At 69.0% G+C, this 15,403-nt stretch carries 11 protein-coding genes; 5 read left to right on the forward strand and 6 right to left on the reverse strand.

Features of this window, described 5'->3' with window-relative positions; translation table 11 throughout:
• Positions 1 to 17: 17 nt before the first annotated feature.
• The 4 genes from waaC to glnE all read right to left on the reverse strand — a co-directional run bounded on the left by waaC (position 18) and on the right by glnE (position 6,217).
• A complete protein-coding gene (gene waaC / locus GCU53_RS09200) occupies positions 18 to 1,082 on the reverse strand; it encodes a lipopolysaccharide heptosyltransferase I (RefSeq protein ID WP_152387343.1) in 1,065 nt (354 codons plus the stop codon).
• Positions 1,083 to 2,132: a lipopolysaccharide heptosyltransferase II gene (gene waaF, locus GCU53_RS09205; protein WP_152387344.1), complete on the reverse strand. Its 1,050-nt coding sequence runs from the start codon at positions 2,130 to 2,132 to the stop codon at positions 1,083 to 1,085.
• A gap of 118 nt (positions 2,133 to 2,250) precedes the next feature.
• Positions 2,251 to 3,174, reverse strand: coding sequence for a branched-chain amino acid transaminase (locus GCU53_RS09210; protein WP_152387345.1), 924 nt, complete (start codon positions 3,172 to 3,174; stop codon positions 2,251 to 2,253).
• Positions 3,175 to 3,274: 100 nt separating this feature from the next.
• A complete protein-coding gene (gene glnE, locus GCU53_RS09215) occupies positions 3,275 to 6,217 on the reverse strand; it encodes a bifunctional [glutamate--ammonia ligase]-adenylyl-L-tyrosine phosphorylase/[glutamate--ammonia-ligase] adenylyltransferase (RefSeq protein ID WP_152387346.1) in 2,943 nt (980 codons plus the stop codon).
• Positions 6,218 to 6,455: 238 nt separating this feature from the next.
• On the opposite strand from glnE, the gene aceE reads away from it, so the two are divergent.
• From aceE to msrA, 3 genes are all read left to right on the forward strand, one after another.
• Positions 6,456 to 9,104 carry a pyruvate dehydrogenase (acetyl-transferring), homodimeric type gene (aceE, locus tag GCU53_RS09220; protein WP_152389841.1) on the forward strand — a complete coding sequence of 883 codons (2,649 nt, stop codon included), beginning with the start codon at positions 6,456 to 6,458 and terminating at the stop codon, positions 9,102 to 9,104.
• 11 nt (positions 9,105 to 9,115) lie between these two features.
• Positions 9,116 to 11,050: a dihydrolipoyllysine-residue acetyltransferase gene (gene aceF / locus GCU53_RS09225; protein WP_152387347.1), complete on the forward strand. Its 1,935-nt coding sequence runs from the start codon at positions 9,116 to 9,118 to the stop codon at positions 11,048 to 11,050.
• Positions 11,051 to 11,224: 174 nt separating this feature from the next.
• Complete coding sequence (gene msrA, locus GCU53_RS09230) at positions 11,225 to 11,875, forward strand: peptide-methionine (S)-S-oxide reductase MsrA (RefSeq protein WP_152387348.1); 651 nt, start codon at positions 11,225 to 11,227, stop codon at positions 11,873 to 11,875.
• Here the strand turns inward: msrA and GCU53_RS09235 are convergent, their stop codons facing one another.
• Together GCU53_RS09235 and GCU53_RS09240 are read right to left on the reverse strand one after the other, a co-directional pair.
• Positions 11,876 to 12,781: a 23S rRNA (adenine(2030)-N(6))-methyltransferase RlmJ gene (locus GCU53_RS09235; RefSeq protein WP_152387349.1), complete on the reverse strand. Its 906-nt coding sequence runs from the start codon at positions 12,779 to 12,781 to the stop codon at positions 11,876 to 11,878.
• Positions 12,782 to 12,829: 48 nt separating this feature from the next.
• On the reverse strand, positions 12,830 to 13,720 hold the full coding sequence (locus GCU53_RS09240) for a LysR substrate-binding domain-containing protein (protein WP_152387350.1): 891 nt from the start codon (positions 13,718 to 13,720) through the stop codon (positions 12,830 to 12,832).
• A gap of 108 nt (positions 13,721 to 13,828) precedes the next feature.
• Between GCU53_RS09240 and GCU53_RS09245 the strand changes: the two genes are divergently transcribed.
• Both GCU53_RS09245 and GCU53_RS09250 read left to right on the forward strand, forming a co-directional pair.
• Positions 13,829 to 15,034 (forward strand): YbfB/YjiJ family MFS transporter, encoded by a 1,206-nt coding sequence (locus GCU53_RS09245; protein WP_152387351.1) that lies wholly within the window; start codon positions 13,829 to 13,831, stop codon positions 15,032 to 15,034.
• On the forward strand, positions 15,022 to 15,237 hold the full coding sequence (locus GCU53_RS09250) for a 2-hydroxymuconate tautomerase family protein (RefSeq protein WP_152387352.1): 216 nt from the start codon (positions 15,022 to 15,024) through the stop codon (positions 15,235 to 15,237). The genes GCU53_RS09245 and GCU53_RS09250 overlap by 13 nt, the downstream gene beginning before the upstream one ends.
• Positions 15,238 to 15,403 lie beyond the last annotated feature (166 nt).

The raw sequence follows: 15,403 nt of genomic DNA on the forward strand, positions 1-15,403 counted from the left end.
GAAAAGGGCCGGCCCGTTCAGCATCGGCACGCCGCCTCGTCCAGCAGCGCCTGCAGCTCGCCGGCCACCCGTTGCGGGGCGAGGCGGCTGAAGCACACCGGCTGCTCGCGGCTCAGGTCCAGCCGCTGGCGGTCCTCCTCGGTCGGCCGGTAGCTGCAGGTCTTCTGCAGGCAGGGCACGCAGGCCGGGTAGTCGCTGGTCAGATGGCGCTGGTGGCGGCCATAGGCACCGGTCAGGCGCGGATCGGTCGGCCCATAGAGGGAAATGGTCGGCACGTCCAGCGCTGCCGCCAGGTGGCCGAGACCGGTATCCACCGCCACGCAGGCGCTCGCCCCGGCGAGGATGCCGGCGATGCCGGCGAGGTTGGTCCTGGGCAGCACCTCGACCGCCGCCAGCCCCTCGGCGATACGCTCGGCGCGCGCCTGCTCCGCCGCATTGCCCCAGGGCAGGCGCACCGCCCAGCCCTCCCCGGCCATGCGCTCGGCCAGCCCGCGCCAGTAGCTTTCCGGCCAGTGCTTGCTGTCCCAGGTGGTGCCGTGCAGGAACAGCAGGTAGGGCGCGGCCGCCGGCGTGGCCAGCCGGCTGCGGTCCAGGCCGTAGTCGCCGACCGTCGCCGGCACGGAGTAGCCCAGCGCCTGGGCGAACAGCTGGCGCACCCGCTCCACCGCGTGCTGGCCCCAGGGCACGGGATAGCGGCGCCCATAGAAGAGACTGGCCAGCGGCTCGCGTGCCGAGCGGCGATCCAGCCCGGCCACCGGCGCCCCGCCGAAGCGGGTCAGCCAGGCGCTCTTCAGGAGGCCCTGGGCGTCGATCACCAGGTCGTAACGGCTGTCCCCCAGGCTCTGCCGGAAGCGCCGCCACTCGGCGCGGGTAGTCGTCTGCCAGAGATTGCGGCGCCAGCGGCGAATGGCCACCGGCAGCACCCGCTCCACGGCCGGGTGCCAGGCGGGAATCTCGGCGAAGCCCTCCTCCACCACCCAGTCGAAGCGGATGCCGGGCAGCGCCCGCGCCGCGTCGGTCAGCGCCGGCAGGGTATGGATGACGTCGCCCAGCGAGGAAGTCTTGATCAGCAGTACGCGCACTCAGTGCTCCTGCGGCTGCGGGACGGACAGGGGATCGCCGGCGAGGCGTTGCAGGGCATCCAGCACCCGCTGCGGAGCCAGCTCGCGCAGGCAGTTGTAGTGGCCGAGGGGGCAGGTGCGCTCGAAGCAGGGGCTGCAGTCCAGGCCCAGACGGACGATCTCCACCTGTTCGGCCAGCGGCGGGGTGAACTGCGGCGAGGTGGAGCCGTATACCGCCACCAGCGGGCGGCCCAGCGCGGCGGCCACGTGCATCAGCCCGGAGTCGTTGGACACCACCGCATCGGCGCAGGACAACAGGTCGAGGGCCTCGGCGAGGCTGGTTTCCCCGGCCAGGTTGACCACCGCCTCGCGAAGCTCGGGCGTCAGGGCCGCGCGGATCGCCTCGCCGACCGGGTGGTCGTTCTTCGAGCCGAACAGCCAGACCTGCCAGCCGGCGCGCAGCTTGGCCTCGGCCACCGCGGCGTAGTGCTCGGCCGGCCAGCGCTTGGCCTCGCCGAACTCGGCGCCGGGACAGAGCGCCAGCAGCGGCCGGCCGAGGCGCAGACCGAACTTCTGCAACGCCGCCGCACGGCTCTGCGGCTCGATGCGCAGGGCCGGCCGCGGATAGGGCCGCGGCAGTTCGGCGCCCGGCGCATAGGCCAGGGCCATGAAGCGCTCGATCATCAGCGGATAGCGCGTCTTGTCCAGCCGGCGGATGTCGTTGAGCAGGACGTAACGCATCTCGCCGCGCCAGCCGGTGCGCCTGGGGATGCCGGCGAAGAACGGCACCAGGGCGGACTTCAGCGAATTGGGCAGGAGGATCGCCTGGTCGTACTGTCCGGCCAGCGACTTGCCGATGCGGCGGCGGCCGGCCAGATCGAGCACGCCATGGCCGAACGGAAAGCTCAGCGCGCGGCGCACCTCGGGCATGCGTTCGAGGATCGGCCGGCTCCAGTCGGGCGCCAGCACGTCGATCGCGCAGTCGGGATGGCGCTGCTTCAGGCAGACGAACAGGGTCTGCGCCATCACCATGTCGCCGACCCAGCTCGGGCCGATGATTAGAATATTCATGGGAATTCGACAGCTCGTAGGTTGGGTCGAGCGCCGCAGGAACTGCCGCGGCGCCAGCGGGCAAGCCCCCTGTTGGGTTCCGGGCACCGCCCGCAACCCAACCTACGCGGCATGCGGCTTACTTGACCAGGGTGCGCCACTCGGAATGGGCGTCGGTCTTGCCGGTGACCAGGTCGAAGTAGGCGCGCTGCAGCTTCTCGGTGACCGGACCGCGGCGGCCGATGCCGATCTGCCGGCCGTCCACTTCGCGGATCGGCGTGACTTCGGCGGCGGTGCCGGTGAAGAAGGCCTCGTCGGCGATGTACACCTCGTCGCGGGTGATGCGCTTCTCGACGATCTCGATGCCCATCTCGCGGGCCAGGGTCAGCACGGTGTTGCGGGTGATGCCGTTCAGGCAGGCGGTGACTTCCGGGGTGTAGATCACGCCGTCCTTGACGATGAAGATGTTCTCCCCCGAACCCTCGGCCACATAGCCTTCCGGATCGAGCAGCAGGGCCTCGTCGGCGCCGCCGGAGATCGCCTCCTGCAGGGCCAGCATGGAGTTGACGTAGGCGCCGCTGGACTTGGCGCGGGTCATGGTGATGTTCACATGGTGGCGGGTGAAGGAGCTGGTGCGGATCTTGATGCCCTGCTCCAGCGCGTCCTCGCCCATGTAGGCGCCCCAGTGCCAGGCGGCGACGATGACGCGGACCTTCAGGCCGCTGGCGCGCAGACCCATGCCCTCCGAGCCGTAGAAGGCCAGCGGGCGGATGTAGGCACTGTCCAGCTTGTTCTCGCGCACCGCGGCGCGGGTCGCCTCGTTGATCTCGTCCTTGGTGAAGGGAATCTTCATGCCCATGATGTGCGCCGAATCGAACAGGCGGTCGGTGTGTGCCTGCAGACGGAAGATCGCCGTGCCCTGCGGGGTGTTGTAGGCACGCACGCCCTCGAACACGCCCATCCCGTAGTGCAGGCTGTGGGTCAGCACATGGGTGGTCGCATCGCGCCACTGCACCAGTTCGCCGTCGTACCAGATCACACCATCACGGTCGGCCATCGACATAATTAGCCTGCTCCTCAAGAGAATTCGCTACGTAATACACATCCAGACCGGGCGGCGCCCTTGCGCCACCCCTTTCGGCAGGCCCCCGCAGGCGCCCCGCTCAGCTCAACCCCAGCTCCCGCCAGATCCGCATGACCGCACGACGTTCGTCCTGGAACTGATCGCCGCCCACCACGCCCGGCTGCTTCTGCAGGGCCAGTCGATGGGCTGCGGCGCGATAGGCCTTGTAGGCCTCCTGCAGCAGGCGAACCTCGTCGCACGGCAGCAGGCCGGCCTGCGCGAGGCCGTCCAGAATCCTGATGTTGTCGGTGTAGCGCAACAGCTCTGGATGCTGGTGCGACCAGGCGAGGGCCGCATATTGCACCATAAATTCGATATCGACGATACCGCCGGCATCCTGCTTGAGATTGAAGGGGACCGCCGCCTCGAAGGCGTTCTCCGCGGTGCCGGCGGCCGTGAGTCCAGTGCCCAGGTTGGCGCGCATCTTCGCGCGCATGTCGCCGACCTCGCGGCGCAGGCCGTCCAGCTCGCGCGGACGGGCCAGCACCTGGGTGCGCACCTGGGCGAAGTCGGCGGCCAGCCGCGGGCTGCCGACCAGCACCCGGGCACGCACCAGCGCCTGATGCTCCCAGGTCCAGGCCTCCTGCTCCTGATAGCGCTGGAAGGCGCCGAGCGAACTGACCAGAAGCCCTGCGTTGCCGCTCGGGCGCAGGCGCATGTCCACCTCGTAGAGTTGCCCGGACGGCGTCTGCGCGGTGAGCAGGTGGACGATGCGCTGGCCCAGGCGGGTGAAGAACTGCGCGCCGTCGATCGGCTTGGCGCCGTCGGTTTCGGCCTGCGGATCGCCGTCGTGGATGAATACCAGGTCCAGGTCCGAACCGTGGCCCAGCTCGATGCCGCCGACCTTGCCGTAGCCGACGATGATGAAATCCAGATCGCAGGGGCTGCCGTCGCCGCGCCTGGGGTTGCCATGGCGGGCGACCATCTGCCGCCAGGCGAGGTTCAGCACCTGTTCGAGAATCGCCTCGGCCAGCCAGGTCAGGTAGTCGCTGACCTTCATCAAGGGCAGGGTGCCGGCGATTTCCGAGGCGGCGACACGCAGCCGGTGGGCCAGCTTGAAATGGCGCAGCGCCTCCATCTGCTGCTCCAGGTCGTCCTCGGGAATGCGCAGCAGCAGCTCGCGCAGCTCGGCGGCCAGCTCAGCCTCCTGCGGCGGGCTGTACAGGCGCTCCTCGTTGAGCAACTGGTCGAGCAGCAGGGGGAAGCGGGCGATCTGCTCGGCGATCCAAGGACTGGCCGCACAGAGGACAAGCAGCCGCTGCAGGGCGCCAGGATTTTCCGTGAGCAGCACCAGGTAGGCCGAACGTCGCGCCACCGCCTCGACCAGCGGCAGCACCCGCTCCAGCACCAGATCGGGGTCGCCCTGCTCCACCGCCAGGGCCAGCAGCTGCGGAATGAAGGCATCGAGGCGCTCGCGGCCGAGGCGCTGCATGCTGCGCACCTGAGTGCCGCCGCGCAGCGCCGCGAGGCGCTGGCAGACCTGCTGCGGATCGGCGAAGCCGGCCTCGGCGAGCTGCCGGCAGGCCGACGCCTCGTCCCCGGCACTCTCCCACAACGGCAGCCACTGGGTGTCGACCGGCCGCTCCTCGGGCGTCTCGTCCTCGCCGGGGACGGCAATCACCTGGCGGAAGTGCCAGTCGACCCGCTCGCGCCAGTGCGCCAGCCGGCCGAGGAAGGCCTCCCAGTCGGCGCAGCCGAGCATGCTGGCGACTCGCACCCGGTCGAGCTCGTTGTCGGGGAGCATCTGCGTCTGGCGATCGGCGATGGCCTGCAGGGCATGCTCGGTGTAGCGCAGGAACTCGTAGCCCTCGCGCAGCTCGGCCACCACCGCCGGCGGCAGGTAGCCCTGCCCCTCGAGGGTTGTCAGCACCTTCAGCAGCGGCCGCTGCTGCAGGCTACGGTCGCGGCCGCCGTGGATCAGCTGGAACACCTGGGCGATGAACTCCACTTCGCGGATGCCGCCAGCGCCCAGCTTGACGTTGTCCGCCATGCCCTTGCGGCGCACCTCCTGGCGGATCAGCTGCTTCATATCGCGCAGCGCCTCGATCGCGGAAAAGTCCAGGTAGCGCCGGTAGACGAACGGCTGCAGCATCTCCAGGAGCAGGCGCCCGGCCTCGCGGTCGCCGCCGACCACGCGCGCCTTGATCATCGCATAGCGCTCCCAGTCGCGCCCCTGGTCCTGGTAGTACTGCTCCATGGCGCTGAAGCTGTAGACCAGCGGCCCGCTGGAGCCGTAGGGGCGCAGGCGCATGTCGACGCGAAAGGCCTGGCCGTCCACGGTGATGGCGTCCAGCGCCTTGATCAGCTTCTGGCCGAGGCGGACGAAGAACTCCTGGTTGTCCAGGCTGCGCCGCTCCCCTGCCGTTTCGCCGCCCTCGGGGTAGGCGAAGATCAGGTCGATGTCCGAGGACAGGTTCAGCTCGCCGGCGCCCAGCTTGCCCATGCCGAGCACCACCAGTTGCTGCGGGCGCCCGGAGCGACGCCCGATCGGCGTGCCGAACTGCGCGCAGAGCCGCGTGTGCAGCCAGTGGCAGGCCAGGTCGATGCAGACGTCGGCGAGCTCGGAGAGGTCGCGACAGGTCTCGACCAGATCGGCCTGACGGGTGATGTCGCGCCAGACGATGCGCAGCTGCTGGCGATGGCGGAAGCGCCGCAGCCGCCGGCCCAGCTCCTCCTCGCCCTCGCAGTCGGCGAGCAGCGCCGCCAGCTCTCCGCGCAGTTCGTCCGGCGCCAGGGAACGCTCGAGGGCGCCGCTGTCGGCCAGCTGCAGGAGCGTGGCCGGATCGCGCAGTGCCTGTTCGGCAACGAATTCGCTGTTCGCGCAGACCCGTGCGAAGGCCGCACGACGTATCTGCGGCCAGGCGGGAAAGGGCGTCGCCGGGCTGTCGCCGAGCATGCCGGCGGCCTGCTCGAACGCCTCCAGGGCGCGGTTGGCCAGGGTTTCCAGCGAGGGGGGAAGGGCGATCAGCGTAGGTAGGCTCATGCTCATGTCCTGTATCGGCCAGACTTTCCGCAAGCGGCTGAGTCCGACCCGCGGGGTAATTTTACAAAAATCCGTGGGAGGGGGCTGAAAGCGCCATTGTTTTGTAGTAAAACTACAAGACAGTCGGATCACCCGCCGACCCCACTAACAACAATCCCGCTGCCGCCCATAAGGCCGGCAGCGCATCCAGGCTCCCAACTCAGGGAGGCCTTCCGCTATGGAGCAAGACATGCAAGACATGCAAGACCTTGACCCCATCGAGACCCAGGAGTGGCTGGACTCGCTCGAATCCGTCCTCGATCAAGAAGGCGAAGACCGCGCCCACTATCTGCTGACCCGGATGGGCGAGCTGGCCACCCGCACGGGCGCCCAACTGCCTTACGCGATCACGACGCCCTATCGCAACACCATTCCGGTTACCCATGAAGCGCCCATGCCCGGCGACCTGTTCATGGAGCGCCGCATCCGCTCCCTGGTGCGCTGGAACGCGCTGGCCACGGTCATGCGGGCGAACAAGAAGGACCCGGACCTGGGCGGCCACATCTCCACCTTCGCCTCCAGCGCCACCCTCTACGATATCGGTTTCAACTATTTCTTTCAGGCGCCGACCGCCGAACATGGTGGCGATCTGATCTATTTCCAGGGCCACGCCTCTCCCGGCGTCTACGCCCGCGCCTTCCTCGAAGGCCGCCTCAGCGAGGCACAGCTGGAAAACTACCGGCAGGAAGTCGACGGCAATGGCCTGTCCTCCTACCCGCACCCGCACCTGATGCCGGACTTCTGGCAGTTCCCCACCGTCTCCATGGGCCTGGGCCCGATCCAGGCGATCTACCAGGCGCGCTTCATGAAGTACCTGGAAGACCGTGGCTTCATCGCCCCCGGCAAGCAGAAGGTCTGGTGCTTCATGGGCGACGGCGAGTGCGACGAACCGGAATCCCTCGGCGCCATCGCCCTGGCCGGCCGCGAGAAGCTGGACAACCTGATCTTCGTCATCAACTGCAACCTGCAGCGCCTCGACGGCCCGGTACGCGGCAACGGCAAGATCATCCAGGAACTCGAAGGCGTGTTCCGCGGCGCCCAGTGGAACGTCAACAAGGTGGTCTGGGGCCGCTTCTGGGACCCGCTGTTCGCCAAGGACCATGCCGGCCTGCTGCAGCAGCGCATGGACGAGGTGGTCGACGGCGACTACCAGAACTACAAGGCCAAAGACGGCGCCTTCGTGCGCAAGCATTTCTTCGGCGCGCGCCCCGAGCTGCTGGAGATGGTCAAGGACATGTCCGACGAGGACATCTGGAAGCTCAACCGTGGCGGCCACGACCCCTACAAGGTCTATGCCGCCTATCACCAGGCGGTCAACCACAAGGGCCAGCCGAGCGTGATCCTCGCCAAGACCATCAAGGGCTACGGCACCGGTGCCGGCGAGGCGAAGAACATCGCCCACAACGTGAAGAAGGTCGATGTCGAGAGCCTCAAGCTGTTCCGCGACAAGTTCGACATCCCGCTGAAGGATGAGGAGCTGGAAAGCCTGCCGTTCTACCGGCCGGACGAGAACAGCCCGGAAATGAAGTACCTGTGCAGCCGCCGCGAGGCCCTGGGCGGCTTCGTGCCGCAGCGCCGCAACAAGAGCATCAGCATCCCGACCCCGCCGCTGGACACCCTCAAGGCGATCCTCGACGGCACCGGCGACCGCGAAATCTCCACCACCATGGCCTTCGTGCGGATCCTCGCGCAACTGGTCAAGGACAAGGAGCTGGGCTCGCGCATCGTGCCGATCATCCCCGACGAGGCGCGCACCTTCGGCATGGAGGGCATGTTCCGCCAGCTCGGCATCTACTCCTCGGTCGGCCAGCTCTACGAGCCGGTGGACAAGGACCAGGTGATGTTCTACCGCGAGGACAAGAAGGGCCAGATCCTCGAGGAAGGCATCAACGAGGCCGGCGCCATGTCCAGCTGGATCGCCGCGGCGACCTCGTACAGCAACCACAACCAGCCGATGCTGCCGTTCTACGTCTACTACTCGATGTTCGGCTTCCAGCGCATCGGCGACCTGGCCTGGGCGGCCGGCGACAGCCAGGCGCGCGGCTTCCTGGTCGGCGGCACCGCCGGACGCACCACGCTCAACGGCGAAGGCCTGCAGCACGAGGACGGTCACAGCCACATCCTCGCCTCGACCATCCCCAACTGCCGCAGCTACGATCCGACCTATGCCTACGAGATGGCGGTGATCATCCGCGAAGGCATCCGTCAGATGACCGAGGAGCAGCAGAACGTCTTCTTCTACCTCACCGCGATGAACGAGGCCTACGCCCAGCCGGCCATGCCGGAAGGCGTCGAGGAAGGCATCGTCAAGGGCATGTACCTGCTCGAGGAGGACAAGCGCGACGCCGCGCACCACGTCCAGCTGCTCGGCTGCGGCACCATCCTGCGCGAAGTGCGCGAGGCGGCGAAGATCCTCCGCGAGGACTACAACATCGCCGCCGACGTGTGGAGCGTGACCAGCTTCAACGAGCTGCGCCGCAACGGCCTGGCCGTCGAGCGCCACAACCGCCTGCACCCGGAACAGAAGCCGGAGCTGAGCTACGTCGAGCAGTGCCTGAACGGCCGCAAGGGTCCGGTGGTGGCTTCCACCGACTACATGAAGCTGTTCGCCGACCAGATCCGCCAGTGGGTCCCGAGCCGCGAATACAAGGTGCTCGGCACCGATGGCTTCGGCCGCAGCGACACCCGCAAGAAGCTGCGTCATTTCTTCGAGGTGGATCGCTACTGGGTCGTGCTGGCCGCGCTGGAAGCGCTGGCCGATCGCGGCGACATCGAACCCAAGGTGGTGGCCGAGGCCATCGCCAAGTTCGGCATCGACCCCGACAAGCGCAACCCCCTGGACTGCTGAGGAGAGCCATCGTGAGCGAAATCATCCGCGTACCCGATATCGGCGGCGATGGGGAAGTCATCGAGCTGCTGGTCAAGACCGGCGACCTCATCGAGGTCGAGCAGGGGCTGGTGGTGCTGGAGTCCGCCAAGGCCAGCATGGAAGTTCCCAGCCCCAAGGCCGGGGTGGTCAAGAGCGTGAGTGTCAAGCTGGGCGACAAGCTCAAGGAAGGCGACGCGATCATCGAGCTGGAGCCTGCCGCCGGTGCCGCGGCGAAGCCGGCTGAAGCGGCGGCCGTGCCCGCCGCGCCGACCCAGGCCGTCGACGAGGCCGAGGCGCCCTCTCCCGGCGCCTCCGCCGGAGCCCCGGCCGCTCCCGCCGCTGCCGAAGCCGTGACCCAGGAAATCCGGGTTCCCGACATCGGCTCGGCCGGCAAGGCGCGGGTCATCGAGGTGCTGGTCAAGGCCGGCGACCAGGTCCAGGCCGAGCAGTCGCTGATCGTGCTGGAGTCGGACAAGGCCAGCATGGAGATCCCCTCCCCGGCCGCCGGCGTGGTGGAGAGCGTCGCCATCGCCCTGAACGCCGAGGTCGGCACCGGCGATCTGATCCTCACCCTGCGCACCACCGGCGGCGCCCCGGCCCAGCCCGCAGCCTCCGCCCCGGCGGCAGCGAGTGCGGCGCCCGCTCCGGCGGCTCCGGCCGCTGCCGGTCCCCAGGAGGTCAAGGTCCCGGACATCGGCTCGGCCGGCAAGGCGCGCGTCATCGAAGTGCTGGTCAAGGCCGGCGACCAGGTCCAGGCCGAGCAGTCGCTGATCGTGCTGGAGTCGGACAAGGCCAGCATGGAGATTCCCTCCCCGGCCGCCGGCGTGGTGGAAAGCATCGCCGTCCAGCTGAACGCCGAGGTCGGCACCGGTGATCCGATCCTCACCCTGCGCGTCGCCGGTGCTGCGCCGGCCCCCGCGCCTGCAGCAGCCCCGGCCAAGCCGGCCGCCGCTGCGGCCGCTCCGGCGGCAGCTGCCCCGGCTCCGGTCGGCGCGCCGACCCGCAACGGCGCCAAGGTGCATGCCGGTCCCGCCGTGCGCCAGCTGGCTCGCGAGTTCGGCGTCGAACTGGGGGCGATCAACGGCACCGGTCCGCGCGGGCGCATCCTCAAGGAGGACGTGCAGGCCTACGTCAAGGCGATGATGCAGAAGGCCAAGGAGGCGCCGGCTGCCGGCGCGGCCGGTGGCGCGGGCATCCCGCCGATTCCAGCGGTCGACTTCGCCAAGTACGGCGAAGTGGAAGAGGTGGCGATGAGCCGCCTGATGCAGATCGGCGCCACCAACCTGCACCGCAGCTGGCTGAACGTGCCGCACGTGACCCAGTTCGACTCGGCCGACATCACCGACCTGGAAGCCTTCCGCGTCGCGCAGAAGGCCGTCGCCGAGAAGGCCGGGGTCAAGCTGACCGTGCTGCCGCTGCTGCTCAAGGCCTGCGCCTACCTGCTCAGGGAGCTGCCGGAGTTCAACAGCTCCCTAGCGCCCAACGGCCAGGCGGTGATCCGCAAGAAGTACGTGCACATCGGCTTCGCCGTGGACACTCCGGACGGCCTGCTGGTGCCGGTGATCCGCAACGTCGACCAGAAGAGCCTGCTGCAGCTGGCTGCCGAGGCCGCCGAACTGGCGGAGAAGGCGCGCACCAAGAAGCTCGGCGCCGACGCCATGCAGGGTGCCTGCTTCACCATCTCCAGTCTCGGCCACATCGGCGGCACCGGCTTCACGCCGATCGTCAACGCACCGGAAGTGGCGATCCTCGGCGTGTCCAAGGCCAGCATGCAGCCGGTGTGGGACGGCAAGGCCTTCCAGCCGCGCCTGATGCTGCCGCTGTCGCTGTCCTACGACCACCGGGTGATCAACGGCGCCGCCGCGGCGCGCTTCACCAAACGTCTCGGCGACGTGTTGGCGGATATCCGTTCGATGCTGCTGTGAACTTCCCTTGAAGAGCGAACCCGCTACGCTCTTTGACCTTCGGCCCCGCCCTCGTGGCGGGGCTTTTTTATGTCCGCGCGGCCAGGGTCGGTCGACCTTTTGACGTGAACCTACTCCAAAACGCCAACAGCCCCTAGGATAGATGACGCCTCGTCGATCCCCAGGAGAACTCCCATGGTGCTGCGCTCGCAGATTCTCGCCCACAAGCTGGCCCTGCCCGACCCCGCCCAGGCGCTGCCCGGACGCGCCGAGGCCATGCCGGTGCCGGCGGCCCACTACGTCAACGGCCACCCCCTGAAACCGCCCTTCCCGGCCGGGCTGCAGCAGGCCGTGTTCGGCCTCGGCTGCTTCTGGGGCGCCGAGCGGCGCTTCTGGCAGCAGCCCGGCGTGTGGAGCACGGCGGCGGGCTACGCCGGCGGCTTCACGCCGAATCCGACCTACGAGGAGGTCTGCTCCGGCCTGACCGGGCACGCCGAAGTGGTGCTGGTGGTGTTCGATCCGCAGGAAACCGACTACCAGACGCTGCTGAAGACCTTCTGGGAAATCCACAATCCGACCCAAGGCATGCGCCAGGGCAACGACATCGGCACCCAGTACCGCTCGGCCATCTACTGCTTCGACGCCGCCCAGCGCGCCGCCGCCGAGGCCAGCCGGGAGCGCTTCCAGGCGGAGCTGGCGAGGGCCGGCTACGGCCCGGTCACCACGGAAATCGCCGACGCCCCGCCGTTCTACTACGCCGAGGAGTATCACCAGCAGTACCTGGCGAAGAACCCCGGCGGCTACTGCGGGCTGGGCAGCACCGGTGTCTGCCTGCCGCCGGCCTGATCAGCCCTTGTGCCCCTTGCGCCCGATCGCCTGAACAGCGGATTTGGTGACGGGTTTGGCGGCGGCCGGCTGCTCCTCGATCAGCCAGTCCAGCCGCCAGCCGCCCTCACTCTGCGCCAGGCGCTCGGCCAGCCAGGGCAAGAGCTGGCGCAGCTCCTCCTCCAGCCCCCACGGCGGGTTGGCGATCGCCAGGCCCGAGCCGCTCAGGCGCTGCGCATCATCGGCCGGATGCACGTAGAGTTCGGCACGCAACAGCTTGGGCGCGCCGCTTTTCTGCAGGTCCTGATAGAAGCGTTTGAGCTGCCGCAGATCCTTGATCGGATACCAGATCGCCACTACCGTCTGGCGCATGCGCCCGATCGCCTCCTGCAGCGCCTGGGCGCAGCGCTCCAGCTCGTCGGGCTGCTCGAAGGGCGGGTCGATCAGCAGCAGGGCGCGCTTCTCCGCCACCGGCAGCAGGGCCCGCGGAAGGTGCCAACCCTCGCCCAAATGCACCGCGACGCGCCGGTCGCCGGCCATGTTTTCCTTGAGCAGACGCCCGTCCTTGGGGTGCTTCTCGTTGAGCAGCAGGCGGTCCTGCGGCCGGGTCAGGCGGCGCGCCAGTTCGGGCGAGCCGGGATAGTGGCGCAGCACGCCGTCGGCGTTCATCTCGCGTACTACGTTCAGGTAATCGGCGGCCGGCGCGGGCAGGCCCGCCGCATCCCACAGGCGGGCGATGCCCTCCAGCCACTCGCCGGTGCGGCTGGCCGCATCACCCTGCAGATCGTACAGACCGACGCCGGCATGACTGTCGAGGTAGGCGAAGGGGTTCTCCTTGCGCGCCAGCAGGGCGATCAGGCGGGCCAGGGTCAGGTGTTTCAGGACATCGGCATGGTTGCCGGCATGGAAGGCGTGGCGGTAATTCATGGCTGCGAAACTCCTCGGGGCGCACAGTTTACCCGCTTGCCGTCCGCCTCAAGCAGAGGGTTGCACAGGCAGGCTCCGCAGCAGCTCGACCAGGCGCTCCAGGGCGCCGTGCGCCGGCGCATCGCGGCGGCGCATCAGGAGCGTCGGCGCCGCCGCCAGGTCAGCCTCGATCGGCTGCCAGCACACCAGCCTGCCGCGCGGGTGCAGCTCCAGCAGGCTGCGCGGCAGCAGGCCGACGCCCATGCCGGCGGCGGCGGCACCGAGAATGGCATCGATCGAGCCGTAACTCTGCCGCGCGCCGATCTGCAGGCGCTGGCGCTCGCTCCAGCGTTGCAGGCGCTCGCGGTAGTGGCAGCCATTGGGAAAGCCGAGCAGGGTCACCGGGGCCTGCCTCAGCCCCTCGGGGGTCTGCCCCGCCGGCAGCACCAGCACCAGTTCCTCGTGCCAGATCACCTCGCCATGCAGCCGCGGGTCCTCGTAGGGGCCGCCGATCAGCACGGCGTCGAGCCGGCCGGCGAGCACCTCGCCGAGCAGATGGCCGCTGGTGCCGGTCACCAGGCTCAGGTCGAGCCGCGGTGCCTCCCGGTGGAAGGCCGCCAGCACCTCCGGCAGGCGCACGGCAGCGGTGGTTTCCATGGAGCCCAGGCGCAGCTCGCCGGCCCAGAGATCCTCCTGGACGCTGCTCCAGGCCGCCCGGCAGAGCTGCTCCAGCTGCTCGGCATGGGGCAGCAGGCGCGCTCCCGCCGGGGTCAGGCGCAGACGCTGGGCCTGGCGCTGGAACAGTGCGACGCCGAGCTGCGCTTCCAGCTGGCGCAGCCGTGCGGAGACGTTCGACGGCACGCAGTGCAGCTCCTGGGCCGCGCCGATCAGCGAACCGGTGCGGCTGACCGCGAGGAAATGACGCAGTAGCTGGGGATTGAGTCGTTCCCAGGAGGACATGGGCACCTCGACCACATCAAAAGTGAAAATCCGCTTCAATATTTTTCACTGGCAGTATTTCCCAGGCAATCGCTAAGGTAAATAAAAGACCACAAGAGAGCCTCGCCCATGAGCGCACCGCCCCGTCAGATCCTCCTCGCCCTGCTGGGCGGCAGTGCCGCCCTGGTGGTGGTGCACGCCCTCGGCCGCTTCGCCTTCACCCCGCTCTTGCCGCATTTTCTCGCCGACGGCCTGTTCGATCTGCAGCAGGGCTCGCAGCTGGCGACCTGGAACTACGTCGGCTACCTGCTCGGCGCCCTGCTCGCCCTGGTTCTCCACACCCCGTCACGGCTGCGCCCGGGCCTGATTCTGGCTCTGCTGCTGAACGCCCTGCTGACCCTGGCGCAATGCTTCGCCAGCGACTACGCGCTGCTGCTGGCCCTGCGCCTGGCCAACGGCGTCAGCAACGGCGTGGTGTTCGTTCTCGCCCCAGCGCTGGTCCTCGAATGGCTGGCCAGTCGGCAGCGCGCCGGGCTGAGCGGCTTGGTCTACCTCGGCTTCGCCGCCGGCCTGCTGCTCTCCAACGGCCTGGCCAACTGGCCGGCCGACGCGCTCGCCGGCGCCCGGCGCTGGCTGCCGATGGCCGCCCTGGCCGTGCCGCTGGCCCTGCTCGGCGCCTGGCTGCTCGCCCGCCTGCAGTTGCCGCCCCGCCCGGCGAGCGGCACCGGAAAAGGCACAACACCCGCCACGGCGCTGTTCGACCGGGCCAGCACACCGCTGTTTCTCGCCTATGCCGGCGCCGGCCTCGGCTACATCCTGCCGATGACCTTCCTGCCGACCCTGGCCCGCGAGCAGTTGCCGGCCGGCGATCCGCTGCTCGAAGGCGCCTGGCGCTGGACGGCACTCGCCTGCCTGCTGTCGATCCCGCTGTGGAACCACCTGGGCACACGCCTGGGCGACCGCCGAGCGCTGCTCGCCAGCTACGCCCTGCAGGCCCTCGGCGCCGCCGCGCCGCTGCTCTGGCCGGGCGCGACCGGCGTGCTGCTCTGCGCCGTGCTGGTGGGCGGGACCTTCGTCGGCAGCGTGCTGCTGACCCAGCGACTGGCCCGCAGCCTGCAGCCGCATCAGGGACCTCGCCTGTCGGCCGCGCTGATCGCCCTGTACGGCGGCGCCCAGCTCACCGGCCCCTGGCTGGCCGGGCTCTGGATCGGCCTGGGCGGCAGCCTGACGCAAAGTTTCGTCCTCGGCGCCGGCGCCCTGCTCTGGGCGCTCGCCTGGACCTGGCTGATCCCCGTCCACACCCTGCACAAGGAAATACAGCAATGCCCTACGTGAACATCAAGATCACCCGCGAAGGCGCGACCACCGAACAGAAACGCCAGCTCATCGAAGGCGCCACCCGCCTGCTGGTCGAGGTACTGGGCAAGAACCCGGCGACCACCGTGGTGGTGATCGACGAGGTGGACACCGACAACTGGGGCATCGGCGGCATCCCGGTCACCGAGCGCCGACGCAGCGAGAACAAGCAGCCGGGATAGCCCCGCAGAACGTGCCGGTGCCCCTGCGGAGCGGGCCCCGGCACGCGTCGCAGACAGCTTCCCATCCCGCTCCGAAGGCCCCGTCGGCATGCCGACGGGCAGCCGCTCCCGCCCTTCCGAAAGCGCCGAACATAGTCTTTGACAGCCGGGCAAGGCAGCGGTTTTA

It is taken from the genome of Azotobacter salinestris (assembly GCF_009363155.1).
GTDB classification, from domain to species: domain Bacteria; phylum Pseudomonadota; class Gammaproteobacteria; order Pseudomonadales; family Pseudomonadaceae; genus Azotobacter; species Azotobacter salinestris.